Source organism: Streptococcus sp. HMSC066E07 (genome assembly GCF_001814695.1).
Classification (GTDB): Bacteria; Bacillota; Bacilli; order Lactobacillales; family Streptococcaceae; genus Streptococcus; species Streptococcus hominis.
In genome coordinates this window covers 21,509-47,483 of record NZ_KV817425.1, presented here as the reverse complement: position 1 = coordinate 47,483, position 25,975 = coordinate 21,509, and the positions used below count along the sequence as shown (strand labels likewise).

The window sequence follows — 25,975 nt, the reverse complement described above, 5'->3', positions numbered from 1 at the left end:
GTCACTTACAGTATAGTCCAAATGGGCTTTTTATGGTGTTTTGAGTTTAACTAGCACCACGGGTTAATGTTATTTTTTAATATTAGAGATTTGTACCAAGTTTGAATTAGAATGATATTTTTTGTTAAAGTAGCTATTCTGTATTTAGTTATTGGGGGATATGGGCAAATAGCTATAGAGAGTATTTATCAACGTGATAAAAAATAGATATGGATAAGAAACTTAATTTATGTTATGATATAAGTGTAATAAAGGAGAGAAAATGCAGAATAATTTACTGGTATTACAGTCAGATTTTGGTTTGGTAGATGGGGCTGTATCGGCAATGGTCGGTGTGGCTTTAGAGGAATCCCCAACGTTAAAAATACATCATTTGACCCATGATATTACGCCTTATAATATTTTTGAGGGAAGCTATCGTTTGTTTCAAACGGTGAATTATTGGCCGGAAGGGACAACGTTTGTATCCGTTGTGGATCCAGGTGTCGGTTCTAAGCGTAAAAGCGTGGTTGCCAAAACTGTACAAAATCAGTATATTGTCACGCCAAATAATGGGACACTTTCGTTTATCAAGAAACATGTGGGAATTCTAGCGATTCGTGAGATTTCGGAAGTGGAAAACCGGCGGAAGAATACGGAACATTCTTACACGTTTCATGGCCGAGATGTTTATGCTTATACTGGTGCGAAGTTAGCAAGCGGACACATTACATTTGAAGAAGTGGGCCCAGAATTAAGTATAGATGAAATTGTAGAAATTCCTGTTGTGGAAACGACAATTGGGAATGATTTTGTTAGTGGGGCTATTGATATTTTAGATGTTCGTTTTGGTTCGCTATGGACGTCTATTACACGTGAGGAATTTTATACTCTTAGTCCTGAATTTGGTAATCGGTTTGAGGTCACGATTTATAATAACGATATGCTGGTCTATCAGAACCAGGTGACTTATGGGAAATCTTTTGCGGATGTACGGATTGGTCAGCCTATTTTGTATATCAATTCTCTTTATCGTGTTGGTCTTGCTATCAATCAGGGGTCTTTTGCGAAGGCCTATAATGTAGGAGTCGGAGCGCAATGGAGTATTGAAATCAAGCGGATTGAAAAATAAATAATAAAGGAGATTATTATGAAAAATAATTCAATAAGAAGTGTTGTCGCAACGGGGATTGGTGCAGCTCTCTTCGTCGTTATTGGAATGATTAGTATTCCAACTCCTGTGCCAAATACGAGCATTCAATTGCAGTATGCTTTGCAGGCCTTGTTTAGCGTGATTTTTGGTCCGATTGTTGGATTTTTAACGGGTTTCATCGGGCATGCCTTAAAGGACTCTTTGCAATATGGAAATCCTTGGTGGTCATGGGTGATTGCCAGCGGTTTGTTTGGCTTGATTGTTGGACTGTTTCGGAAAAGAATCCGTGTTGTGCAAGGTATTTTTGAAGCAAAAGATATTGTATCGTTCAATGTAATTCAACTGTTGGCCAATGCTGTGGTGTGGATTGTCATTGCGCCGCTAGGTGATATTTTGATTTACAATGAGCCTGCAAACAAGGTGTTTGTACAGGGCGTTGTTGCAACGATTTCTAATGGTTTGACGGTTGCTATTGCAGGAACAGTGCTTTTGCTAGCTTATGCCCGCACGCAAACCAAATCAGGAAGTTTGAAAAAAGATTAGTGACAGGAAGCGGGAGTGAGACGGAGCGAAGGTTTGAAAATGTTTTTTCCTATTCTCACCACTGCGTCTTATAATTCTGATGACTATATAAACTATATAAACAAAGGAGCTGAGCATTTTTGCCTCAGTTTCTTACTTTATAATGGCAAAATGCCCTATGATGGAGCTTTTCATTTGCTTTTAGGCTTAAGAAAGCACCTAATACGGAAAATATTGTCTGGGTAAGCTTTCTGAGGCTCAGACGGAGCGAACTAGTTTTAGTTCATGTCATCCGAGGGGCAGACGGAGCAAATTGGTTTTAGTTCATGTCATCCGAGGTTCGGACGGAGCAAACTGATTTTGGTTCATGTCGTTCGAGGCTCAGACAGAAGAAACGAGTTCTTGTTTGTCCCGTCGACCGGGTCGATACTTTTAATGAGTTTTAGTTTGCTTCGTTGACTGGGTCGATAGTCTCAACGAGTTTTGGTTTGCTTCGTCGATCGAGTCGAGCATTTTAACCATTGTCGCACTTTCTCATTAACCGTGTAGGGTTTGGCAGGAAGCTGAACGCTTCTTGTTTGGTCAGATTTTTTTCACGTTCAAGGTTTAATTTTGCGGCAGTGTTAGCGGACTTCAAAATTGATTTTCATCTTATTTTCTTTTATGCTACAATAGAATGAGTAAGTACAAGAGGAGAAGTGGATGATTTTAGAGGAATTTGATGAAAACCGTCAGGCGATTATCAATCCAGAAGATTTGGTTGAGGCGTTGCCAGATTTTCCAGAAATAGTGGTGTCTTGCTTTGCCCGTGAGACCTTTAAGCGCATGCTGGCTGATTTTCAGCATGAGTTATTGACCTCCACTTCCATGGCAAATATTGAGATTCCCATTTACAAGGTTGTTATAAAAGGTAAGGCAATCGCCGTGTTTAATTCACCAGTAGGGGCGGCTGCCTGTATCGCTATTTTGGAAGATTTGATTGCCTTTGGAATGAAGAAGCTGGTTCTTTTTGGAACATGTGGTGTTTTAGATGAAACGATTAGGGAAACGTCTATCATTGTTCCTCATGCGGCTATTCGTGATGAAGGGACCAGTTATCATTACCTGCCGGCTTCTGATGAGATAGAAGTAAATGTCGGTTTGCGGGATTTTCTGCTTTCTTTTTTAACGAAAAACAAGATTTCCCATTCGACTGGGAAAGTTTGGACGACAGATGGTATTTATCGGGAAACGGCTGCGAAACTCCGTAAGCGAAAAGAAATGGGTGCTGTTTGTGTAGACATGGAATGTTCAGCAGTTGCAGCTTTGGCAGCTTTTCGTGAGATTTCCGTTTGCCATTTCTTTTATGCGGCGGATCACTTGTCAGAAGAAGCCTGGGATATGCGCAATTTAGCCAATCATGCAGACCTAGATGAAAAAGACAAAGTGGCTAACTTGGCAATGCAAATTGCCCTTGCTTTATAGAGAACATGCTATGAAAAAACCAATTATTCAATTTGAAAACTTTAGTTTTCAGTATCAAGCGCAGACAGAACCAACCTTGAAAAATGTTGATTTGACGATTTATGAGGGCGAAAAGGTCTTGATAGTCGGCCCTTCTGGTTCGGGAAAGTCCACTCTTGGGCAATGCTTAAACGGCATTATTCCAACTATTTATCATGGAGAAATGACTGGGAATCTGTGGATTCAAGGGAAGTCTGCGTTTGGCAGCAGTATTTATGACCTGTCCAACCTTGTCAGTACCGTCTTGCAAGATACAGACGGTCAATTTATCGGGCTGAGTGTCGCGGAAGATTTGGCTTTTGCTTTGGAAAATGACATGGTTAATTTGCCAACGATGAGAGAAAAGGTTCATTTGTGGGCAGAGAAATTGGATTTGTTATCGCTGTTACACCAACGTCCTCAAGACTTATCTGGTGGGCAGAAGCAGCGGGTCAGTTTGGCTGGGGTGCTGATTGATGAAAGTCCGATTTTGCTCTTTGATGAGCCTTTGGCAAATTTAGATCCGAAGTCGGGACAGGATACGATTGAGCTGATTGATCAGATTCATGCGGAAGCAGGAACGACAACGATTGTTATCGAGCACCGTCTGGAAGATGTGCTGTATCGGTCTATTGATCGGATTGTCCTCATTAATGACGGGCAAATTCTCTTTAACGGCAGTCCTGATGACCTGCTGCATACGCAGTTATTAACCGAAAATGGGATTCGAGAGCCGCTTTATCTGACTACCTTGCGTCAGCTTGGTTTTCAGCTGGAAAATTCTGCACAGTTGGCAAATTTAGCTCAGATAGATGTCTCCGCTGTTCAGTTTTTGGGTAAAAAAGTCTCTATTCAAAAACCACAGGCCCAGGATGATTTGCTGAAGTTGAAAAATGTCCACTTTGCATACGGTGAGAAAAAGGTTTTACAAGATATTGATTTTACAATCTCTAAAGGAGAAAAAATTGCCATTGTTGGTAAAAACGGTGCTGGAAAATCCACGTTAGCTAAAGCGCTCTGCCAGTTTATCGCAACAGAAGGAAGCTATACTTGGCAGGGAAGAGACATCAAAGGCGATTCCATTAAGGAGCGGGCAGAACGGATTGGTTACGTTTTGCAAAACCCAAATCAGATGATTTCTACGACCATGATTTTTGATGAGGTTGCCTTGGGCTTGAAGTTGCGTGGGATTGCAGAAGATGAGATAAAAGAGCGTGTATTGGCTGTGCTGAAAACCTGTGGTTTATATGAATTTCGGCATTGGCCCATTTCTGCTCTGTCTTTTGGGCAAAAGAAGCGGGTGACCATTGCTTCGATTTTAGTGTTAAATCCAGAGATTATCCTTTTAGATGAGCCAACGGCTGGCCAAGATCAACGCAATTATACAGAAATCATGAATTTCTTAGATGAGTTGAACCAAAAAGGGCATACGATTATCATGATTACGCATGATATGCAGCTGATGCTGGATTATTCTGACCGTGCGGTTGTGATGTTAGACGGAAAGATCTTGGCAGACAAAACACCGGCCGAAGTTTTGACAGATAAGACTTTGATTCATGCAGCGAACCTTAAGGAAACGTCTATCTTTTCCTTGGCTAAGAAATTAAACGTTGATCCACTAGCTTTAACAGAATTTTATATGCAAGAAAGGGAGGAAAGCCATGCTTAATCAGCAAAAACTTATTGGTTACCATGCGGGAACGACCTTTTTGCATCGCCTATCCGGAGCGAGTAAGTTACTGTTTTTCATTTTGGTATCAACTGCAGCGATGATTAGTTACGATACTCGCTTGCTGTTGGTCATTGCGATTGGCTCACTCTTTCTTTTTAGAGTGTCGAACATTCATTTTAAAGATGTATCGTTTGTTTTGGCTTTTGCAGGTATTTTTGCCGCTTTGAATCTTATCATGGTTTATCTGTTTGCTCCTCAGTACGGAGTGGAGATTTATGGCCAACAGACGGTCTGGTTCAGCGGATTGGGCAGTTATACCGTAACTGCGCAGGAAATCTTTTATCTGTTTAATCTGTTCTTGAAATATCTCTGTACCATTCCTTTGGCAGTTATTTTTCTAATGACCACTCACCCTAGTCAGTTTGCGTCTAGTATGAATCAAATCGGAATTCCTTATAAAATTGCCTATTCTGTCAGTTTGACGCTGCGCTATATTCCTGACCTGCAGGAGGAATTTTACCTGATTAGAATGTCGCAAGAAGCGCGTGGACTGGAATTGTCCAAAAAAGCAAAATTAAGCCAGCGCATCAAAGGGAACCTGCAAATCATTATTCCATTGATTTTTAGCTCACTGGAGCGGATTGATACGATTGCAACAGCCATGGAATTGCGGCGTTTTGGTAAAAATAAAAAGCGGACTTGGTACACTTATCAGGCTTTTCAGAGGTTGGATATTGAAGTGATTTTGCTGGCTATTTTATTTTTACTGCTGAGCTTCCTACTCTTTTTTGTCAATCACGGTCGCTTTTACAATCCTTGGTTATAAATGAGAATTGAAATGTACATAGGAGGAAGAAAATGATTGCATTGGTAACAGGAGCTTCAGCTGGTTTTGGTGAAGCTATTTGTCGTCGCTTGGTGGCAGAAGGTCACCGAGTGATTGGTTCAGCGAGAAGATTGGGAAAGCTGACACAACTTCAAGAGGAGTTGGGTCTTGAAAATTTTTATCCGCTTCAAATGGATGTGTCGGATACAAAAAGCGTGGATCAGGCCTTAGAAAGTTTGCCAGAGGATTGGCGAACGATTGATATTTTGGTCAACAATGCAGGTCTGGCATTGGGCTTAGACAAGTCTTATGAGGCAGATATGCAAGATTGGCTGACGATGATTCAGACCAATATTATTGGTTTGGTTTATCTAACACGTCAGATCCTACCGCAAATGGTAGAGCGAGATAGCGGATTGATTATCAATCTAGGTTCGACTGCTGGAACGGTTCCTTATCCAGGGGCCAACGTCTATGGAGCTAGTAAAGCATTCGTGAAGCAATTTTCTTTGAATTTACGTGCTGATTTGGCAGGACATCATATTCGTGTTACTAACATTGAACCCGGTCTTTGTGAGGGAACAGAATTTTCAAATGTCCGATTTAAAGGGGACGATCAACGAGCTGAAAAATTGTATGAAGGAGCTCATGCTATTCAGCCAGTTGATATTGCCAATACTGTTGCTTGGATTGTTGGACAGCCTCCTCATGTCAATATTAACCGGATTGAAATCATGCCTGTTTCACAAACATTTGGAGCGCAGCCTGTTTTTCGAGAAGAATAGATGAGATAGAATGGGGAGAGTATGACAGAAATAAACCTTTTGTTTTCAATCGATGATCGCTATGTCGAGCAATTTAAAACGACTTTGTATTCAGTTTATTTGAATACACCTTCAACTTTGCTGCATGTGTTTGTCTTGCAAAAACAATTGTTAGAAAAGAATGCGGAGATTGAGGATTTTTGTGCAGCATTAGGAATCATCTATGAGCCGGTTGTGATTGGTGAAAAAGCTTTTGAAGATGCTCCAAGTACTGATCGGTATCCAGAAACAATCTACTATCGCTTGCTGGCACATGAATACCTTCCTCAAGATTTGGATCGGATTCTTTATTTGGATGCAGATATTTTATGTTTGAACGACATTTGTCCTCTTTATGAAATGGAGTTGGGAGCTTCTTTGTATGCTGCGGCCAGTCATGGATCAGATGACAATATGACAGATTTAGTCAATAAGATGCGTTTGCAGAATTTTGAGGCAGAAAGTTATTACAATTCCGGCGTTTTACTGATGAATCTAGCTGAGATTCGGCGAGAAGTGAAGCGTGATGCTATTTTGGATTACATTGCTCAAAATAGTTTTAAACTCTTTTTACCGGATCAAGATGTGCTAAATGCCTTGTATGGGCATTTGACAATTCAAATTCCAGATGAATTGTATAATTATGATGCACGCTACAATGTGCTGTATTATGCTCGGAGTAAAGGAGAGTGGGACTTGGATTGGATGATTGAGAATACCGTTTTTCTTCACTTTTGCGGTCGAGATAAGCCTTGGCTGACAGAATACCACGGACGCTATGCTGCACTTTACAAGCATTACCAACATCGCAGCCGAAAAGTTGGCAGATAAAAACGAAACCAACCAATTAAATGGTTGGCTTTTCTTTTTATAACGGCCGTTTATTAGGCATCCCTGCTTTGCGCGGGTATTTATTGGGAGTTTCTTTTTTTTTGCCAACAACCGTGATATACCGCGGGTCGCCATTGGGGAGTTGGTAATGAATGTTTTCTTCGACTTTGCTGAAAAGAAGGCTAAGCGCAGTTTTTGCTTCCGTTAATTCCTCAGGAGCATTGCTGGCTTTGAGCGCTAAAAGACGTCCACCAACTTTAAGAAAAGGAATGGTCAGTTCGGCTAAGATTTGCATACGGGCGACGGCGCGCGCAGTTACAATATCAAATTGGGCGCGGAAGTCTTTATCTTGAGCAAAATCTTCTGCCCGACCATGATAAAAATGAACTTTTTCCAGACCTAATTCGTCAGCCAAGTGATTTAAAAACAGAATACGCTTGTTTAGAGAATCAATAATCGTCACATCTAGCGCTGGATAGAGGATTTTCATCGGAAGACTCGGAAAACCTGCTCCAGCTCCAATGTCCAGCAGTTTAATGCCTTTATTGTCAATCAATCCCTGTAAAATTGGCGCAATGGAATCATAAAAATGCTTGAGATAAACTTCCTTTTTGTCAGTAATAGCTGTCAGGTTGATATTTTCATTCCATTCAACGAGCAGTTCAAAATAGCGTTCAAATTGTTGCTTTTGTCGGTCTGTGAGTTCAATCTGGTGTTGTTTTAAGAGTTCATAAAATTCTTCGGGTGTCATCATTTGTCCTTACTTGTATCGTCTTGCCTCTATTATACCAAATAATCAGAAGAGAATCTTTAAAATTTCTCTTTTGAAGAAGTCAAAATGTTTATTATTTTCATTTTTCTGGTATAATATCTATAATAAATTAAAAGGAGAATGACTATGTGGATAATTATTTTAGCTATTGTAGTGGTACTAGTGCTGTTTGTAATTGCTAGTTACAATGGTCTTGTCAAAAGCCGCATGCAAACCAAAGAAGCATGGAGTCAGATTGATGTTCAATTGAAACGTCGAAATGACTTGTTGCCAAATTTGATTGAAACGGTCAAAGGGTATGCCAAATATGAAGCATCAACGTTTGAAAAAGTAACAGAACTGCGTCGGCAGGTGGCTGCTGCAACAACTCCAGCAGAAGCTATGAAAGCAAGTGATGCCTTGACGCGTCAGATCTCAGGAATTTTTGCTGTTGCAGAAAATTACCCAGAATTACAAGCAAGTACAAATTTTGTAAAATTGCAAGAAGAATTAACTAATACTGAAAATAAAATCTCGTATTCTCGTCAGCTTTATAATAGTGTAACAAGTAATTATAATGTGAAGTTAGAAACATTTCCAAGTAATATTATTGCTGGAATGTTCAGTTTTAAGCCAGCAGATTTCTTGGCTGTTCCAGAGGAAGAAAAATCCGTACCAAAAGTTGATTTTAGCGGTTTAGGTGACTAATATGCTCTTTGATCAAATTGCTAGTAATAAAAGACGAACGTGGGTTCTCTTGATTGCATTTTTTGCTCTCTTAGCGATTATTGGTGCTGCAGTTGGCTATTTGTGGTTCGATTCGATTCTTGGCGGAGTGTTGATTGCCTTTATCATTGGAGGGATTTATGCTTTTAGCATGATTTTTCAGTCTACCGAGGTTGTCATGTCCATGAATGGTGCTCGACAAGTCACGGAAGCTGAGGCTCCTGATCTTTATCATGTGGTAGAAGATATGGCAATGGTAGCCCAAGTTCCTATGCCACGAGTGTATATTGTTGAAGACTCATCACCCAATGCTTTTGCAACAGGCTCAAAACCTGAAAATGCTGCAGTAGCAGCGACAACAGGTCTGTTGAATATGATGAATCGTGAAGAATTAGAAGCTGTTATTGGACACGAAGTGAGTCACATTCGTAATTATGATATTCGAATTTCAACGATTGCAGTAGCTCTAGCAAGTGCTGTGACGATGTTGTCCAGTATCGCAGGACGCATGATGTGGTTTGGTGGTGGCAGCCGACGTCGAAGCAATGATGATCGTGATAGCAGCAGTGGTTTAGGAATCATCATGCTGTTGTTATCCTTGATAGTCATTGTTCTTGCTCCTCTAGCGGCAACTTTGGTGCAGTTGGCTATTTCGCGCCAGCGGGAATTTTTAGCTGATGCCTCCAGTGTTGAGCTGACTCGTAATCCACAAGGTATGATCAATGCCTTGCAAAAGTTAGATGGAAGTGAGCCCATGCATCGCAAGGTTGATGATGCTAGTGCAGCTCTCTATATCAATGACCCTAAAAAGCCAGGTGGTTTGCAAAAACTTTTTCACACTCACCCTCCGATTAGTGAGCGGATTGAACGTTTGAAAAATATGTAAAAATAACTCTCCTAATGACATAACTGGGAGAGTTTTCTTATCTGTTTTTCCAAGCAAGTCCAAGGGCGAGTACTCCTAGTAGAGTAAATACAGTCCAACAAATAGTCATATTCCAAACAGCAAGAGCTGTAAAAAGAGTAGTTCCGACAGGAAGGGAGAGACTAAAGAGAAGGGATAAAAAAGAGCTGGTCTGTGCGAGAACATCAGAAGGAAGGCTGTTGAGAAGAAGAGCATTGAGCTTGGGATTGACCTTCGCTGCCAGATACATGAGGAACATGGTGGAAAGAAGAGTAATTAGTTGAGAACCAAAAAATATTTGATTTAATCCAATAAGAACAATGGGAAGGATTGCCCATAAAACAATTTGGGCGACGGAGAGTTTAGCAAAGTAGTCTCTGGGAGTGAGACTTCCGAGAACCATACCTGCCATGACTACTACTTGAATGAGAAATAGTGATTGACTGAAAGTGAAATTCCAGAAAGGACGATTTAAAAGGCTGAGGTTAAAGATGGCATTTAAGCTGCCACCCAAGGCATTAATAATGGCAATGCTGGCTAGGAGCAGTATAAAATTGCTTTTTTCTTCTTTTTGGAAAATTTCTTCGCCCAATTTAAAAATTTCTTTAGCTTGAGTAAGGAAAGAAGTCTTTTTCTCTAATTTTTTGACAGTGACAGGTGCATGAGTTAGCTGTTTGCGGTAGAAATAGAGGACAGTTGAAGAAAGCAGGAAAGCTAGGGCATTGATAGAGGCAACGAAAAAGAAATTTTGATTGCTAATGGCGAGTAGCCATACTCCCAGAGCTTGCCCCGAAATAGAACAAATGATAGAGAGAAATTGAGTAAAACTATAGGCTTCCATACGATCTTCTTCAGGAATATTTTTCTGGAAAATAGGCATTTGCAAACCGCCGCGGTAGTCACTGAGAATATCTGAGATGATGTTAATTAAGCAAACAAAGGAAAAAGCGATTAGACTTTTTTGATAAGTCAGCATTGCAACAAGGACAAACAATATTGCTTGAATGTAGCCTGTGGCAATCAGCCAGTACCCTTTTTCGTGCGTTTGGTCAGCCCGCTTACCGACATAAACAGTAAAAAGGATAGGAGCAAGTAAGATAATATTGGCAGTTCCAACTGCGAATTTAGCATGGGGCAGACTTGCTGCAAAAACTACAAAAACAAGATTGTAGATAGAGGCTCCTAAGTAGTTGAAAAAGCGAGAAAGAGCTATGACACGAAAAAGTGAATTTTTAATCAATAGTTTCATCTGCTTTATCTCCTGAATATTTTTTGACAAGTTGTTTAGCGAGGCTAGGACTTTTGAGTTGAAACCTTTTACCCTGTGTGACAAATTCCCAAACCTGACGAATATCACTCTTTATGGTTCGCTTAACAATTCGACTTTCACTTGATGTGAGAGTAATTCTTTTCTTTTCAATGTATATATTCATAAATTGTTCTCCTAAAAGCTTTATTGCCACCATTATAGCGGGGTATAACAGGGTTTTCAAGGTCTTTTAGCCAAGTGGTGTCAAAGGGAAAGTGACTGGTAGAAAACGGCAGGGTAAGTTGCAAAGAAAGGCGCACAAACAGAAAGAAAATGCTATAATGGTTTAAGGAATATTGGAGGAAAAGTATATGCTAAATATTCATGAAATTCGTAAGAACCCCGATGGACTAGACTTTGAAGTGAATTTTGACTTAGTTGCTGATTTAAAAGGGCGTAACCCTGAAATTTTGGGCATCCGCGATGTGCTTGCAAGAGGCAAGGCTCAGTATGAGGACGGTCTTTACTTTTTAGACTATGATTTGTCCTACACGATTACTCTGGCGTCCAGCCGCAGCATGGAGCCTGTTGAGCGCAAGGAAACTTACTTGGTCAATGAGATTTTCATGGAAAATCATGGCGAGAAGATCAGCCAAGACTTGATTGATGATGACCTCGTTTTGGGGCTTGAGGGCGATGAGATTGATCTGGCAGAAAGTGTAGCGGATAATATCTTGCTCAATATCCCGCTTAAGGTCTTGACGGCTGAGGAAGAAGCAGGGCAGGATTTTCCAGTGGGACAAGACTGGCAGGTCATGACCGAGGAAGAATACCGCCGCCAGCAAGAAGAGCAAAAAGCAAGCAAGAGCCCTTTTGCTAGACTGAAGAACCTGTTTGATGAAGAAAATTGAGTTAATAATCCAGATAGAAGAAACACACAAATATATATTTGTGTGTTTTAATATTTTTAAATGTTAGGATTTATTCTTTTGACGTGGATATCTCTTGGAAAATTGAAAGTAACTAAGAATAATTATAACAATAACTGAATGATACCACTGATAATTCCTAAGCAGCCTAATCCAATGCAAATCCATCCAATTGTTCGCTTTTTGGAAGACGAGTTGTTTTTTGAAAATAAAAACATGCCTATTCCTACTACTAAGATGATAAATCCAAAAATCATATTGATTTGCAAACCGTTTTTACCAAAAATGCTTTCAAGCACAGTATTAACTGTATTATCTAAGGTCCGTTCCATTATTCTACCTCCATATGGTTTATTTTTTTAGTAAGCAACAATGACACACCAATTCCACCCAAAACAGTAAGGCACATTAAGATAAGAGCGGCTACATCATTTTTATTGCTATTTCCTATAAAACTAAACAGGATATTACAAAATAAAGAGGAAAGAAAGACAGCCGACAAAATGGTAGTTGGTATAGATTTTTTCAAAAAACCAATACCTACAGCTATAATCCCAGTTGATGCTGCTATCATGGACATGATGATTGTTATTTTGATTGCTCTCATCATAAGAGAGACAGTCCATGTGCCTTCAACCAAAGGACTAATGGACTCTGTGATGCCAAATATTCCAAAGGCTAGCACATTACAAGATACCATTGCCATGAGCGTAAAAAGAAAGACAACCATTAATTTTGAACATAATATTTTATCTCTTCTGATAGGGTAGGAAAATAATAAAATAGCTCGTTTATCTTTGTATTCATCAATGATAAACCGTGTACACATGGTGGCAGAGAGTGTTGCGAAGACAGCCATACTTAGTGTTGAAAATAAGGAAATAATTTTAGGATATCCTGCAAATATTTGTAGATCTGGGTCTGGATTTATTTGAGGGGCATATGCAAACAAGTAAATAAAGCCAAGCATTACAATAAAGGTAACGCTACTTGCAATTACATATGTTTTGATATTATTTCTTTTTAATTCTAATTTTATCAATTTAAACAATTTTTTCACCCCCACTCATGATATTGAAGAAATAGTCTTCCAGTCCATTTGGGAATTGATTTTCTATTGCAGACAAGCTAACTTCCTCTACAACGGTGCCATTCACAATGACACCGATAGTATCTGCAATATGTTCTATTTCACTTAATATATGGCTAGATACTAGAATGGTCATACCTTGTTCATTCTTTAGTTGCAAGAATAATTCTCGCATTTCTCTGATTCCCATAGGATCCAGACCATTTATTGGTTCGTCTAAGATGAGTAGTTCTGGTTCATGGACAATGGCTCGCGCGATTGCTAAACGTTGTCGCATGCCCAAAGAAAATTTAGATACTGGCAAGGTTCCAGTGTTATTTAGCCCAACCTTTTGCAAAGCAGAGACACAATCTTTACCTTCTTTTCCCATATAGGAGAGATGGATTTGTAAATTTTCCTCGGCTGATAAATGTTCATAAAATACAGGTGTTTCAATTAAGGTGCCTATTTCTGATAGGATTTCATTTCGCTGTTTTCCAATATCTAATCCCAAGATTTGTATCTTGCCCATTGTTGGTATGAGTAGCCCGGACAGTAGTTTAAATACAGTTGTTTTTCCAGCTCCATTTGCTCCTAGAAATCCGTAGATACTCCCTTTTTCTACGTGAATATTGCAAGCTCTGATAACCTCTTTTTTATCAAAGGTTTTGGTTAGATTGTCTGTTTCGACTGCTAAATTATGTTTCATTGTTACCCTCCTTAAAATATAATCTGTGCAATAAGTTCATGAATTTTTCAATGAGCGTATTATTCAATACATCAATGCCTAGAGAAGCCATTAGGGTTTGTAAGAAATTTAATCGTGTTAATAGCTTCTCTTCATCACAAGTAAATACCGCAGGGTCACACCACACATTTAATAATAGCAAAAAGATTTCTGCGCATTCATCAGGATATTTTGTAACAATAGATCCATCATCAATCCCTTTTTGAATAATTTTAGAAAGAAAAGGAGCATCGTTATTTACACAATCTTTCATGTAGGAGATAACAAATTCTGCACTTTTCATTTTTGGAACCATGGCATCATCTAAATAATGAATTTCTTGATTTTCAATAGTCTTTTCTAAAATAAGTGACAATTGTTCTTTTCCGCTCAGAGAGCTTGTTTGGGATAGTAAGAGCTTCATTGTCTCTTTTGTAGCTTCAGTTTGCCTTTTTGTTACAGCATTTATAACATCATCTTTCGATTTGAAATGATGATAAATGGCACCTTTTGACACATTTGCTGCTTCTGCAATATCTCGCATACTGGTTTTATCAAAACCTTTTTCTAAAAATAATTTGGTTGAAACAGTTAAAATGGTTTCGATAGTAACCTTTGAATCATACTTTTTTTGCATATTATTTACCTTCTTTTTTAAAATACATACCGACTGGTCGGTTTTTATTATATAACAAAAGGTCTTTTTTGTCAAGCAGTGAAAAATATTTTGTTCACCTAGTTGCAGTTTCGCTCTTTTTATAATTCATATCATGGCAAAGTACTTTCAATTATGCTTGCAAAATGTTACAATAAGACTAGTAACTATAAATAGGAGTAAGACATGACAAAAGCAAACTTTGGCGTTGTGGGTATGGCCGTTATGGGTCGTAACCTTGCCCTAAACATCGAATCTCGTGGCTATACAGTAGCAATTTACAACCGGTCAGCGAATAAAACAGAGGATGTGATTGCATCTCATCCTGAAAAAAACTTTGTTCCAAGTTACGATGTGGAAAGTTTTGTGAATTCTATTGAAAAACCACGTCGGATCATGCTCATGGTTAAAGCTGGGCCAGGGACAGACGCAACGATTCAAGCATTATTACCGTTCCTGGATAAGGGAGATATCTTGATTGACGGTGGAAATACGTTCTATAAAGATACTATTCGTCGTTCAGAAGAATTGGCAAATTCTGGAATCAATTTTATCGGGACAGGAGTATCTGGTGGTGAAAAAGGTGCGCTTGAAGGTCCATCTATCATGCCTGGTGGACAAAAAGAAGCCTATGAATTGGTAGCAGATGTATTGGAAGAAATTTCAGCGAAAGCGCCAGAGGATGGGGCACCATGTGTAACTTATATCGGACCAAATGGTGCAGGTCATTATGTAAAAATGGTCCACAATGGGATTGAGTATGGCGATATGCAACTGATTGCAGAAAGTTATGATTTAATGCAGCACTTGCTTGGATTTTCAGCAGCAGAAATGGCTGAAATCTTTACTGAATGGAATAAGGGTGAGTTGGATAGCTATCTGATTGAAATCACTGCTGATATTTTGACACGTAAAGATGATGAAGGACAAGATGGACCAATCGTTGATTACATCTTGGATGCAGCTGGAAATAAAGGAACAGGAAAATGGACGAGCCAATCAGCTCTTGATTTTGGTGTTCCACTTCCACTTATCACGGAGTCTGTTTTTGCGCGTTATATTTCTGCTTACAAAGAAGAACGTGTTCAGGCTAGCAAGGTTCTTCCAAAACCTACTGCTATTAAATTTGAAGGAGACAAGGCTGAATTGATTGAAAAAATTCGTCAAGCCCTCTACTTCTCGAAAATCATGTCTTATGCACAAGGTTTCTCACAATTGCGTGTAGCATCTAAAGAACAGGATTGGAATCTTCCGTTTGGTGAAATTGCTTCTATTTGGCGTGCTGGATGTATCATCCGTGCTCGTTTCTTGCAAAAAATTACAGATGCATACGGACGTAATCCAGATCTTGCAAACTTACTGCTTGACGAATATTTTATGGACGTCACTGCAAAATACCAACAAGCTGTTCGTGATGTAGTGGCGTTGGCTGTTCAAGCAGGTGTGCCGGTACCAACGTTCTCTAGTGCGATTGCTTACTTTGATAGCTATCGTGCAGAAAACTTGCCAGCCAATTTAATTCAAGCGCAACGCGATTACTTTGGTGCGCATACGTATGAACGCAAGGACAAAGAAGGAATTTACCACTATTCTTGGTATGATGAAAAATAGGATAGGCTATGGCGAAGCGGATTTTATTAGTTGAGAAAGAAAAAAAATTAGCGCAATTTATTGGCTTAGAGCTACAAAAAGAAGGTTATCGAGTTGATCTTTTTGAAACAGGAAAAGATGCTTTGGCGTCTGCGAGAGCTAATCAATACGATTTATTCCTGTTGAATTTTATGCTTGACGATATGACAGGAACAGAATTTGCCGCACAATTAAGTGTGATAAAGCCTGCTTCGGTCATCATTGTATTGGATAATCGTGATAATATTCTTCAATATACTGAGGAAATCCAACGCTTTGCTGTTGCTTACATGGTAGAACCATTCATTGTGACGGACTTAGTTGAAAAAATTTCTGCCATTTTTCGTGGGCGTGATTTTATTGACCAGCATTGTAGTCAGATGAAAGTTCCAACATCTTATCGGAATCTTCGGATTGATGTGCAAAATCATACAGTTTATCGAGGTGAAGAAGTGATTGCTTTGACTCGAAGAGAGTATGATTTATTAGCAACATTGATGGGAAGTCATCAGGCTTTAAGCCGTGAACAGTTGTTAGAACGCGTGTGGAAATACGAAGGAGCTGTTGAAACAAATGTTGTCGATGTTTATATTCGCTATCTTCGTAGTAAAATTGATATAGTGGGGCAAAAAAGTTATATAAAAACCGTGCGTGGTGTTGGTTATGTTATGCAAGAATAACTCTGAGGTGCAGGAAATATCGTTTTTCTGCCCTTTTCTAATGGGCGTATTTCCCTAGTCTATTACAATTTGTAAGCAAGAAATAGGAAAAATTTTTAAAATATTATATAAAAACGCTTTACAAAATAGAAATATATGATATAATTAAAGAGTCAAATAAATGCAAACGTTTGCGGAAAGCGCTTGCGGAAAATTTTATAAGGAGATATGAATGATGAAAGAGACATTCAAAAACATATTCAGTTTCGAATTTTGGCAAAAATTCGGAAAAGCTCTGATGGTCGTTATCGCAGTAATGCCCGCGGCTGGTTTGATGATCAGTATTGGTAAGTCCATTCCAATGATCAATCCAAACGTAGCTGCTCTTGTTACAACAGGCGGTATTCTTGAGCAAATTGGTTGGGGAGTTATCGGAAACCTTCACATTTTGTTTGCATTAGCTATTGGAGGTAGCTGGGCAAAGGAACGTGCTGGTGGTGCATTTGCGGCCGGACTTTCATTTATTTTAATTAACCGTATTACAGGGGTCTTTTTTGGAGTAACTTCAGACCTTCTTACAAAACAAGGAGCTACTGTAAAAACTGTCTTTGGTGGAACCATTAAGGTGGCTGATTATTTTGTAAGTGTACTTGAAGCTCCTGCTCTTAATATGGGGGTGTTTGTTGGTATCATTGCCGGTTTTGTTGGAGCAACTGCTTACAACAAATATTATAATTACCGTAAATTACCAGATGCGCTTTCATTCTTTAATGGTAAACGGTTTGTGCCATTCGTTGTTATTTTGCGTTCTACAATTGTGGCTTTGATTCTTGCAGTATTTTGGCCAGTTGTTCAAACTGGAATCAACAATTTTGGTATTTGGATTGCTAACTCTCAAAAGACAGCTCCAATTCTCGCACCATTCTTGTTTGGTACTTTAGAACGTCTTCTTTTACCATTTGGACTTCACCATATGTTGACAATTCCAATCAACTATACTCAATTAGGTGGGACATATGAAGTGTTGACAGGGGCTGCTAAAGGAACGACTGTATTTGGTCAAGATCCATTATGGTTGGCTTGGGTAACAGACCTTGTTAATTTAAAAGGTTCACACGCTGACCAATATCAACATCTTCTAAATAGTATTACTCCAGCTCGTTTTAAAGTTGGGCAAATGATTGGTTCATTTGGTATTTTGATGGGGGTTGCCTTTGCAATTTATCGAAATGTAGATGATGATAAGAAACATAAATACAAAGGGATGATGATTGCAACAGGACTTGCAACTTTCTTAACAGGTGTTACAGAACCAATTGAATACATGTTTATGTTTGTTGCAACACCTCTTTATTTGGTGTATGCAGTTGTGCAAGGGTTAGCCTTTGCAATGGCTGACGTTGTTCACTTGCGTGTTCACTCATTTGGTTCGATCGAATTCTTAACTCGTACCCCACTTGCAATCAACGCTGGTTTGGGTATGGATATCATTAACTTTATTTGGGTAACAGTTCTCTTTGCAGTTGGAATGTACTTTATTGCCAACTTTATGATTAAGAAATTTAACTACGCAACTCCAGGACGTAATGGTAACTATGAAACAGCTGATGGAGAAGATAGTGATTCATCTGCTCAAGCTGGTGGCAAAGTAGCTGAAGCTTCTCAAGCAGTAAATATTATCAACCTTCTTGGCGGACGCGCAAATATCGTTGATGTAGATGCCTGTATGACACGTCTCCGTGTGACTGTCAAAGATGGTGAAAAAGTTGGTACAGAAGAACAATGGAAAGCTGAAGGAGCAATGGGCTTGGTGATGAAAGGCCAAGGTGTTCAAGCTATTTATGGTCCGAAAGCGGATGTTCTTAAATCTGATATTCAAGACTTACTTGACTCAGGTGAAGTGATTCCTGAAACTCTTCCGAGTCAAATGACAGCTTCACAAGCTGCGGAAGTGAGCTACAAAGGTGTAACAGAAGAAGTTGAAACGGTTGCTGACGGTGAAGTCATTGCTATCTCTGATGTGAAAGATCCTGTCTTCTCACAAAAAATGATGGGTGACGGATTTGCAGTTGAACCTGAAAATGGGAATATCTACTCACCAGTAGCAGGTACTGTTACAAGCATTTTCCCTACAAAACATGCTCTTGGTCTCTTGACTGATAATGGCCTTGAAGTGCTTGTTCATATCGGACTTGATACAGTCAGTCTTGAAGGTAAACCATTTGAAGTACATGTTGCAGAAGGACAAAAAGTTGCAGCAGGTGATCTTCTTGTGACAGCTGATTTAGAAGCTATCAAAGCGGCAGGTCGTGAAACTTCAACAGTTGTTGTCTTCACAAATGCACAAGCTATTAAATCTGTAACGGTTGAAACATTCGGCAAAGTAGCAGCGAAAACGGTTGTTGCTAAAGTAGAATTGTAAATAGAAAAGAGAAATCATGGCAAAATTCCTGACTTTAAATACTCATAGTTGGATGGAAGATGAGCAAGAAAAAAAGCTAGATCAACTAGCTGAGCGGATTCTTCAAGAAAAATATGATGTCATTTGCCTGCAGGAAGTCAATCAAGAAATGGAGTCTGAACAGGTTGTTCAGGCTCCATTTTATCATGCGGTAGATGGTGCCATTGCGATTCATAAAGACCACTTTGCACATTGTCTTGTGGAGAGATTGGTAGAGAAAGGTCTTATTTATCATTGGTCTTGGGCTTATAATCATATTGGTTTTGATCGGTTTCATGAGGGAGTTGCTATTTTATCCTTAAATCCATTGAAACCAAGGGAGTTATTGGTTTCAGATGCCAACGATCCAACGGATTATCACACTAGAAAAGTACTTTTGGCGGAAACAGAAGTTGATGGACGGCTTGTAACGGTGGCTTCCTGTCATCTTTCCTGGTGGAATAAAGGCTTCCAAGAAGAGTGGGCACAGATAGAAGAAGAATTGTTACAATGCAACATGCCTTTGGTATTGATGGGAGATTTTAACAATCCTGTCGGTTATGAAGGCTATCAGCACATTCTAAGAAGTCCACTTGCTTTGCAAGATAGTCATGCTGTTGCTGACACAGTCGTTGGTACAGCAACGGTTGAAGGCGATATTGCTGGCTGGGCTGGAAATAAGGAAGCTCTAAAAATTGATTATATCTTTACAAGTAAAGATTTCAACATTGAAAAATCTGCTGTTGTTTTTGACGGCAAAGCAACACCTGTTGTTAGTGACCATTTTGGGTTAGAAGCAGAAGTTGCATTTTAACAATCAAAAACGGGAAGTTCAAGATAAAACTTCCCGTTTTTGATTGTCATTCTTTAGAGGTGTGGTGTTTTCCAGCATTGATAGCGTCGGCCTCGGTCATGGTGACTACTCTGTCAAACCGTGTATTGCGTGGCATATTATCTAAGCTGTACCAATAAACCTCAGCAGTTCCGTTACGAGCTACATAAACGGTTCGTTCCTGCTGTTGAGCTTCTTTTGCTGCAGCAGTCTCTTGTTGTTGCTGCGCTTGAGCGGCAGCTGCTTCTTCTTGTTTTCGTTTTTCTTCTGCTTGCCTAGCTATTTCTTGTTCTTTCGCTGTTTTTTCTGCGGACTCTTTTTCTTGCTTAGCTTTTTCCGCTTCCTTTTTCTTCTTTTCCTCTGCGGCTTTCTCCTTCTTTGTCTGTTCCTCTTTTTTACCTAGAGCAATATATTGCTCGTTTTCTTTTTTGTAGGAGTCAAACTCATTTTTTAATGTTTTGTAGTCTTTCGCGGCTTCTTCATTGCTTTTTGTTAATTTTTGAATCTGTACCTTATATTCTTTCTCGTCCTTCTGCTGGTTTCCCATGGCAGAAAACGATCCCAATAAAAGAACTACTAGCGTTAGAATAGCGATATTCTTTTTGTCTTTAAAAAAGGCAACAGAAAAAAATCTTTTCATCATAATTCTCCTTAAAATGATAACGTTTACAATTTATTATATAAAATTTCTCGAGAGAAGTAAATAGGATAACGGATTATTATATGTTTTCGTGAGGAAGGTCCTATCTTTTGTTATTTCTTAAAACATGGTATAATGAAGTATTAAGAATTCAGGAGGGAAGCAGATGCGTTGTCCTAAGTGTGGTGGTAGTAAATCAAGTGTTATTGACAGTCGACAAGCAGAAGATGGTAATACAATTCGTCGTCGTCGTGAGTGTGATGAATGTCAGTATCGCTTTACGACTTATGAACGTGTAGAAGAACGGACGCTCGTTGTCGTTAAAAAGGATGGCACGCGGGAACAATTTTCAAGAGATAAGATCTTTAATGGAATCATTCGTTCGGCGCAAAAACGTCCTGTTTCTAGTGATGAGATTGAAGCAATTGTTAGCCGAATTGAGCAAAAAGTGCGCAGTAGTAATGAAAATGAGATCGCAAGCGAGTATATCGGTGGTTTGGTTATGGAAGAGTTGGCGGATTTAGATGAAATTACTTATGTTCGTTTTGCTAGTGTTTATCGTAGCTTTAAAGATGTGAGCGAGCTGGAAAACCTCTTGAAACAGATTACAAAAACAGCTAAAAAGAAAAAGGAACAATAGATGAAACCGAATGATCAATTTTCTTTTGTGAAGAATAATCTGATTAGCCAGGACAGCACCAATTTGATTCGTCTGTATTTGCCAATTTTAGGGCTTGAAGCGACCTCTATCTATCAGTATTTTCTTGCTTTTTGGGACAACGGGAAATCATCTTACACCTTTGGGCACATTTTGAATCATCTCAATCTGGGGATGAATGCCTTGCAAAAAAGTTTAGAAATGTTGTCTGCTATGCAGTTAGTAGAGCTTTATCATACGGAGAATCATTTTCAGGTCTATTTGCAGCCCACATTGTCGTCTGGTGAATTTTTAAGCAATCCTGTTTACAAGCGCCTGCTAGAAAAGAAGATTGGTGAAGCTGCGGTAGAGACTTTGTTACCTAGTCACCCAAATGGTGAGAAGCAAGATGTGAAGCTGTCAGAGGTTTTTCAAGTGGAAGATGCAAAGGCAGAGACGCAATCAAAACAGAATCATTTTGACTTGGATTACTTTAAACAATTGATGGCGCGAGAAAACTTGCGTTTTGAAAACGAAAAAGAAGATTTGCTGGTACTTTTTGCTATTTCAGAGCAACAAAATTGGACTTGGTATGAGACCTATTTGTTGGCTAAGGAAACGGCTGTCGGTCATGTGATTTCGACCAAGCGAATGAAACAAAAATTAAATCAAAAACCTGCTGTAAGCGGATTTTCTAATGCTGAACAAACGATTATCCGAGAGGCTAAGAGTAAGTCAGCCATGCAGTTTTTGGCAGAAATCAAAAAAACCAAGCATGCGACAATCACACGAGGAGAACGTCAGTGTTTGCAAGAACTGGCTAATTTGGGACTGTTAGATGAAGTGATCAATGTGATTTTGCTGTTGACTTTTAACAAGGTAGATTCGGCTAATCTCAATGAAAAATACGCTTTGAAAGTAGCAAATGACTTTTCATATCAGGAAGTGTCATCGGCAGAAGAAGCAGTTTTGCGAATTCGTGAGCGAAATCAACAACCAAGCAAAAAAGCAAATCAAACGGCTACTTCAAAGAGCAATGTTCCCGACTGGAGCAATCCTGACTATAAGAATGAAACAAGTGTTGAAAAGCAGGCTGAGCTAGAGGAGCAAAAGAGAAAACTTTTAGCGAAATTAGACCAAGGAGGTGACTAGATGGAGAGTGTTGGACAAACGATGGCGCATAGGAAACAAGCTCGTCAATTTAACTATGAAGAGTTGGTGAAGCAAATCGTCGCCGATCCAGATGTAGTGGCTTTTATCCAGTCTGAGCGATTAACACCTGCTGAAATCAAACGAAGCATTTCTAAGTTTAATCAGTATATTTCTGAACGCAATCGATTCTTACTGGGAGATGAAGCGTATATTGCTAAGGGCTATAAGCCAATCTTGGTGAAAAATGAGGGTTATGCGGATGTTTCTTATGAAGAAACTCCAGAATTAGTTGAAGCGCAGAAACAGGCAACTATCAATGCACGTTTAAACTTGATTAGTCTTCCTGCTAGTCTCAAGGAAGCTAGTTTGGCAAAAGTGGATTTGGACGATGTTGGTCGTTACAAGGCTTTTGAATTGCTGACGAATTTTGTGGCAGATTATCCAAACTACAAAAAAGCGATTTACCTTTATGGTGATTTTGGCGTAGGGAAAAGTTACATGATGGCGGCTTTGGCACATGATTTGTCGGAAAAACGTAGTGTTTCTACGACATTACTTCATTATCCTAGTTTTGTTTTGGATGTAAAGAATGCTATTTCTTCCGGTCTAGTTAAGGAAAAGATTGATGAAGTAAAAGTAGCGCAAATATTGATTTTGGATGATATTGGTGCGGAGCAATCAAGTCCGTGGATGCGAGATGAGATTTTGCAGGTTATTTTGCAGCACCGGATGCAGGAAAATTTGCCAACTTTCTTTACATCGAATTTTAATTTTGCGGATTTGGAGCGGCATTTTGCGACATCCAAAAATGGAGATGAAACTTGGCAGGCTCGTCGGGTCATGGAAAGAATAAAATTTTTAGCAGAGGAAGTTCGTCTGGAAGGAGAAAATCGCCGATGAATGAAACGATTGATTTGATGAAAAAACATACTTCTGTTCGTCGTTTTACAGAGGAGCAGATTTCAGATGAGGATTTGAAAGCGATTATTGATGCTGGTCGAGCAGCCTCCAGCTGGAAGAATTTCCAGTCTTATTCGATTATCGTTGTTCGTAGTCAGGAAAAGAAAGCAGCCTTGTTTGATTTGGTGCCTCAGGAGGCTATTCGTCAGTCGTCTGTTTTTCTTCTTTTTATCGGAGACCTCAATCGAGCTGAGAAAGGTGTGCGACTTCACACAAATGCCTTTTACCCACAAGGAGTGGAGAATCTTCTGATTAGTTCTGTTGACGTTAGTCTGGTCGCGCAGAATACTCTTTTGGCAGCTGAAAGTCTGGGATATGGCGGGGTCATCATTGGCTTGATTCGCTATGCTTCTAGGGAAATAGCAGAGCTGTTTAATTTACCAGATTATACGTATCCTATTTTTGGAATGGCTTTGGGAAAGCCAGCTCAGCACCATGCTGTTAAACCACGCCTGCCGTATGAAACAGTCGTTTTTGAGGAAGATTATCAAGAACAGGATGCGTCTGTTATTCAGGCTTATGATCAGATTCAGGCAGACTATGCTGGAGATCGAGCAACTGATACATGGAGCGAGCGGTTGACGAATCAATTTGCTCAAAAGCCCAATCCTGCTAGCCAGAATCTATTACAAGATAAGAAATTATTATAAAGTAAAGGAAGTGAGACCAAAAACAGGCATTTCGAAGCAATTCGATTTTGTTGTTTCACCCCGCACAGATCGAAAGGTTTGGGGAATCTTTCGAAGTTGGAAATAGTCAAGTGAAACTTGACGTCAAAAGAGTTGTAAAAGCTGATTTATCAGCACATTAGCCCCCACTTAGCAGTGATTGATTGGCACTAAGGTGCTAATCAATTGTGCATGGGAAATTCTAAATTGACTAAAGTCAACAGAGTTTCTCCAAATCGCTGCGCCCTGTAATTATAACTACATAAACAAGTGAAGCTGAGCATTTTGTCCCAGCTTCTTGGAATAGAAAGAGGAACACTATGGCTTTACCAACCATTGCCATTGTCGGCCGTCCTAATGTCGGCAAATCAACATTTTTTAATCGGATTGCTGGGGAGCGGATTTCGATTGTTGAGGATGTTGAAGGAGTAACCAGAGACCGTATTTATGCAACGGCTGAGTGGCTGAATCGCAAGTTTAGCATGATTGATACGGGCGGGATTGATGACGTAGATGCGCCTTTTATGGAACAAATCAAGCACCAAGCAGAGATTGCTATGGATGAGGCTGATATCATCGTTTTTGTGGTGTCTGGAAAAGAAGGTATTACAGATGCGGATGAATATGTGGCTCGTATGCTCTACAAGACCCACAAGCCGATTATTCTAGCGGTTAATAAAGTAGATAACCCAGAGATGCGTAGTGAAATTTTTGATTTTTATGCTCTTGGCTTGGGTGACCCTTATCCTGTTTCTTCCGTTCATGGGATTGGCACGGGGGATATTTTAGATGCCATTGTTGAAAATCTCCCTAATGAAGAAGCCGTTGAAAATCCAGACATGATTAAATTCAGCCTTATTGGTCGTCCCAATGTCGGCAAGTCTAGCCTAATCAATGCGATTCTGGGAGAAGACCGTGTGATTGCTAGTCCTGTGGCTGGTACTACTCGTGATGCGATTGATACGGTCTTTACGGACAATGAGGGACAAGAATTTACCATGATTGATACAGCAGGTATGCGCAAGTCAGGCAAGGTCTATGAAAATACAGAGAAGTATTCTGTTATGCGAGCTATGCGAGCCATTGACCGTTCCGATGTAGTACTCATGGTGCTCAATGCTGAAGAGGGGATTCGCGAGTATGATAAGCGGATTGCTGGTTTTGCTCATGAAGCAGGTAAAGGAATTATTATCGTTGTTAACAAGTGGGATACGCTGGAAAAGGATAACAAGACCATGCAAAATTGGGAAGCCGATATTCGCGACCAATTTCAGTATCTCTCTTATGCACCGATTGTCTTTGTATCAGCTCTGACTAAGCAACGTTTGCATCAATTACCAGACATGATTAAGAGAATTAGTCAAAGCCAAAATACCCGCATACCGTCTGCAGTACTCAATGATGTCATCATGGATGCCATTGCGATTAATCCGACACCGACCGACAAAGGCAAACGGCTGAAAATCTTCTATGCGACACAAGTTGCGACCAAACCGCCAACCTTTGTTATTTTCGTCAATGAAGAAGAGCTCATGCACTTTTCTTATATGCGTTTCCTAGAAAATCAAATCCGCAAGGCTTTCGTATTTGAAGGGACACCAATTCATCTCATTGCCAGAAAGCGGAAGTAGGGCGGAGCTAGCTAAATAAGGCTGAACATAAAAATAGTAGAAGTGGTACAGTACAAGATAATCTAATGTACTTATGTGAGAAAGAAATATGAATTGGATAAATATTGCTAAAGTGGTGCTCATTGGAATGGCAAGTGCAGCTTATGTGAATATTCACTATGATGATAGAAAGTACAAACCGTTTGGTTTTCGCTATTGGTTATCACTTTTTAGTCTGATAGTTGTAGGAATTGCACATCTTTTCTTGGCTGCTATAACATTGGGCGTCATTTGGCTTATGATAACAAAATTCTCTATACTTTTACTGGGAATTTGGCTCCTTTTAGTATTCTTAGTAATAGGAAATACAATATTGCTAGTCGGTTTTATGAAAGTGTTGATTGCACGCACTAAGCACTATAAAAAGCTCAACAAGGATATTTTCTAAAAGAAAGCGAGGCGAACCT

At 39.5% G+C, this 25,975-nt stretch carries 28 protein-coding genes; 20 read left to right on the top strand and 8 right to left on the bottom strand.

The window, feature by feature from the left end; genetic code table 11:
• Window positions 1-262 precede the first annotated feature (262 nt).
• The 7 genes from HMPREF2984_RS02640 to HMPREF2984_RS02605 all read left to right on the top strand — a co-directional run bounded on the left by HMPREF2984_RS02640 (window position 263) and on the right by HMPREF2984_RS02605 (window position 7,271).
• The gene (locus tag HMPREF2984_RS02640) at window positions 263-1,111 is read left to right on the top strand and encodes an SAM hydrolase/SAM-dependent halogenase family protein (protein WP_021001990.1); all 849 of its coding nucleotides are present in this window, start codon (window positions 263-265) and stop codon (window positions 1,109-1,111) included.
• A gap of 18 nt (window positions 1,112-1,129) precedes the next feature.
• Window positions 1,130-1,675: an ECF-type riboflavin transporter substrate-binding protein gene (locus HMPREF2984_RS02635; RefSeq protein WP_070670312.1), complete on the top strand. Its 546-nt coding sequence runs from the start codon at window positions 1,130-1,132 to the stop codon at window positions 1,673-1,675.
• 681 nt (window positions 1,676-2,356) lie between these two features.
• Complete coding sequence (locus HMPREF2984_RS02625; protein ID WP_070670309.1) at window positions 2,357-3,118, top strand: nucleoside phosphorylase; 762 nt, start codon at window positions 2,357-2,359, stop codon at window positions 3,116-3,118.
• Between the two features lie 10 nt (window positions 3,119-3,128).
• Entirely contained in the window at window positions 3,129-4,808 is a 1,680-nt protein-coding gene (locus HMPREF2984_RS02620; protein ID WP_070670306.1) for an ABC transporter ATP-binding protein, read from the top strand.
• The gene (locus tag HMPREF2984_RS02615) at window positions 4,801-5,637 is read left to right on the top strand and encodes an energy-coupling factor transporter transmembrane component T family protein (protein WP_003023551.1); all 837 of its coding nucleotides are present in this window, start codon (window positions 4,801-4,803) and stop codon (window positions 5,635-5,637) included. The genes HMPREF2984_RS02620 and HMPREF2984_RS02615 overlap by 8 nt, the downstream gene beginning before the upstream one ends.
• Window positions 5,638-5,669: 32 nt before the next feature.
• Window positions 5,670-6,422, top strand: a complete 753-nt coding sequence (locus HMPREF2984_RS02610; protein ID WP_070670303.1) for an SDR family oxidoreductase — start codon at window positions 5,670-5,672, stop codon at window positions 6,420-6,422.
• Window positions 6,423-6,443: 21 nt separating this feature from the next.
• Complete coding sequence (locus tag HMPREF2984_RS02605) at window positions 6,444-7,271, top strand: glycosyltransferase family 8 protein (protein ID WP_049534666.1); 828 nt, start codon at window positions 6,444-6,446, stop codon at window positions 7,269-7,271.
• A 37-nt stretch (window positions 7,272-7,308) separates the two neighbouring features.
• On the opposite strand, the gene rsmG is transcribed toward HMPREF2984_RS02605, so the two are convergent.
• Window positions 7,309-8,022 carry a 16S rRNA (guanine(527)-N(7))-methyltransferase RsmG gene (gene rsmG, locus HMPREF2984_RS02600; RefSeq protein WP_049534665.1) on the bottom strand — a complete coding sequence of 238 codons (714 nt, stop codon included), beginning with the start codon at window positions 8,020-8,022 and terminating at the stop codon, window positions 7,309-7,311.
• A gap of 147 nt (window positions 8,023-8,169) precedes the next feature.
• Between rsmG and HMPREF2984_RS02595 the strand changes: the two genes are divergently transcribed.
• Together HMPREF2984_RS02595 and htpX are read left to right on the top strand one after the other, a co-directional pair.
• The gene (locus HMPREF2984_RS02595; RefSeq protein WP_006270461.1) at window positions 8,170-8,730 is read left to right on the top strand and encodes a LemA family protein; all 561 of its coding nucleotides are present in this window, start codon (window positions 8,170-8,172) and stop codon (window positions 8,728-8,730) included.
• A 1-nt stretch (window position 8,731) separates the two neighbouring features.
• A complete protein-coding gene (gene htpX / locus HMPREF2984_RS02590) occupies window positions 8,732-9,634 on the top strand; it encodes a zinc metalloprotease HtpX (protein WP_003029919.1) in 903 nt (300 codons plus the stop codon).
• A gap of 37 nt (window positions 9,635-9,671) precedes the next feature.
• Here the strand turns inward: htpX and HMPREF2984_RS02585 are convergent, their stop codons facing one another.
• On the bottom strand, window positions 9,672-10,901 hold the full coding sequence (locus HMPREF2984_RS02585; RefSeq protein ID WP_003029922.1) for an MFS transporter: 1,230 nt from the start codon (window positions 10,899-10,901) through the stop codon (window positions 9,672-9,674).
• Window positions 10,885-11,085: a hypothetical protein gene (locus tag HMPREF2984_RS02580; protein WP_003041551.1), complete on the bottom strand. Its 201-nt coding sequence runs from the start codon at window positions 11,083-11,085 to the stop codon at window positions 10,885-10,887. Before HMPREF2984_RS02580 ends, HMPREF2984_RS02585 begins: the two co-directional genes overlap by 17 nt.
• Window positions 11,086-11,272: 187 nt before the next feature.
• Between HMPREF2984_RS02580 and HMPREF2984_RS02575 the strand changes: the two genes are divergently transcribed.
• Window positions 11,273-11,812: a DUF177 domain-containing protein gene (locus HMPREF2984_RS02575; RefSeq protein ID WP_003029925.1), complete on the top strand. Its 540-nt coding sequence runs from the start codon at window positions 11,273-11,275 to the stop codon at window positions 11,810-11,812.
• Window positions 11,813-11,934: 122 nt separating this feature from the next.
• On the opposite strand, the gene HMPREF2984_RS02570 is transcribed toward HMPREF2984_RS02575, so the two are convergent.
• From HMPREF2984_RS02570 to HMPREF2984_RS02555, 4 genes are read right to left on the bottom strand one after another with little or no spacing between them, the layout of a single operon-like run.
• Window positions 11,935-12,162, bottom strand: a complete 228-nt coding sequence (locus tag HMPREF2984_RS02570; protein ID WP_003029926.1) for a hypothetical protein — start codon at window positions 12,160-12,162, stop codon at window positions 11,935-11,937.
• Complete coding sequence (locus HMPREF2984_RS02565) at window positions 12,162-12,890, bottom strand: ABC transporter permease (RefSeq protein ID WP_003029927.1); 729 nt, start codon at window positions 12,888-12,890, stop codon at window positions 12,162-12,164. The genes HMPREF2984_RS02570 and HMPREF2984_RS02565 overlap by 1 nt, the downstream gene beginning before the upstream one ends.
• Window positions 12,874-13,608 (bottom strand): ABC transporter ATP-binding protein, encoded by a 735-nt coding sequence (locus tag HMPREF2984_RS02560; RefSeq protein ID WP_003029928.1) that lies wholly within the window; start codon window positions 13,606-13,608, stop codon window positions 12,874-12,876. Before HMPREF2984_RS02560 ends, HMPREF2984_RS02565 begins: the two co-directional genes overlap by 17 nt.
• Complete coding sequence (locus HMPREF2984_RS02555) at window positions 13,598-14,263, bottom strand: TetR/AcrR family transcriptional regulator (protein ID WP_049534658.1); 666 nt, start codon at window positions 14,261-14,263, stop codon at window positions 13,598-13,600. Before HMPREF2984_RS02555 ends, HMPREF2984_RS02560 begins: the two co-directional genes overlap by 11 nt.
• A gap of 204 nt (window positions 14,264-14,467) precedes the next feature.
• Between HMPREF2984_RS02555 and gndA the strand changes: the two genes are divergently transcribed.
• From gndA to HMPREF2984_RS02535, 4 genes are all read left to right on the top strand, one after another.
• Window positions 14,468-15,892 (top strand): NADP-dependent phosphogluconate dehydrogenase, encoded by a 1,425-nt coding sequence (gndA, locus tag HMPREF2984_RS02550; RefSeq protein WP_059221018.1) that lies wholly within the window; start codon window positions 14,468-14,470, stop codon window positions 15,890-15,892.
• 8 nt (window positions 15,893-15,900) lie between these two features.
• A complete protein-coding gene (locus HMPREF2984_RS02545; RefSeq protein WP_022526966.1) occupies window positions 15,901-16,590 on the top strand; it encodes a response regulator transcription factor in 690 nt (229 codons plus the stop codon).
• A gap of 211 nt (window positions 16,591-16,801) precedes the next feature.
• A complete protein-coding gene (locus tag HMPREF2984_RS02540) occupies window positions 16,802-18,991 on the top strand; it encodes a PTS transporter subunit IIBC (RefSeq protein WP_049534654.1) in 2,190 nt (729 codons plus the stop codon).
• A gap of 16 nt (window positions 18,992-19,007) precedes the next feature.
• Entirely contained in the window at window positions 19,008-19,823 is an 816-nt protein-coding gene (locus HMPREF2984_RS02535) for an endonuclease/exonuclease/phosphatase family protein (RefSeq protein ID WP_070670300.1), read from the top strand.
• 46 nt (window positions 19,824-19,869) lie between these two features.
• On the opposite strand, the gene HMPREF2984_RS02530 is transcribed toward HMPREF2984_RS02535, so the two are convergent.
• Window positions 19,870-20,481 carry a hypothetical protein gene (locus HMPREF2984_RS02530; RefSeq protein WP_070670297.1) on the bottom strand — a complete coding sequence of 204 codons (612 nt, stop codon included), beginning with the start codon at window positions 20,479-20,481 and terminating at the stop codon, window positions 19,870-19,872.
• Window positions 20,482-20,647: 166 nt separating this feature from the next.
• On the opposite strand from HMPREF2984_RS02530, the gene nrdR reads away from it, so the two are divergent.
• The 6 genes from nrdR to HMPREF2984_RS02500 all read left to right on the top strand — a co-directional run bounded on the left by nrdR (window position 20,648) and on the right by HMPREF2984_RS02500 (window position 25,956).
• A complete protein-coding gene (gene nrdR / locus HMPREF2984_RS02525) occupies window positions 20,648-21,121 on the top strand; it encodes a transcriptional regulator NrdR (RefSeq protein ID WP_022526962.1) in 474 nt (157 codons plus the stop codon).
• On the top strand, window positions 21,122-22,270 hold the full coding sequence (locus HMPREF2984_RS02520; RefSeq protein WP_070670293.1) for a DNA helicase: 1,149 nt from the start codon (window positions 21,122-21,124) through the stop codon (window positions 22,268-22,270). It abuts the gene before it with no gap.
• The gene (gene dnaI, locus HMPREF2984_RS02515; RefSeq protein ID WP_049534648.1) at window positions 22,271-23,170 is read left to right on the top strand and encodes a primosomal protein DnaI; all 900 of its coding nucleotides are present in this window, start codon (window positions 22,271-22,273) and stop codon (window positions 23,168-23,170) included. It abuts the gene before it with no gap.
• Window positions 23,167-23,880 carry an NADPH-dependent oxidoreductase gene (locus tag HMPREF2984_RS02510; protein WP_070670290.1) on the top strand — a complete coding sequence of 238 codons (714 nt, stop codon included), beginning with the start codon at window positions 23,167-23,169 and terminating at the stop codon, window positions 23,878-23,880. The genes dnaI and HMPREF2984_RS02510 overlap by 4 nt, the downstream gene beginning before the upstream one ends.
• A gap of 338 nt (window positions 23,881-24,218) precedes the next feature.
• Complete coding sequence (gene der, locus HMPREF2984_RS02505) at window positions 24,219-25,529, top strand: ribosome biogenesis GTPase Der (protein WP_003029941.1); 1,311 nt, start codon at window positions 24,219-24,221, stop codon at window positions 25,527-25,529.
• Between the two features lie 88 nt (window positions 25,530-25,617).
• Entirely contained in the window at window positions 25,618-25,956 is a 339-nt protein-coding gene (locus HMPREF2984_RS02500) for a hypothetical protein (protein WP_003029943.1), read from the top strand.
• Window positions 25,957-25,975 lie beyond the last annotated feature (19 nt).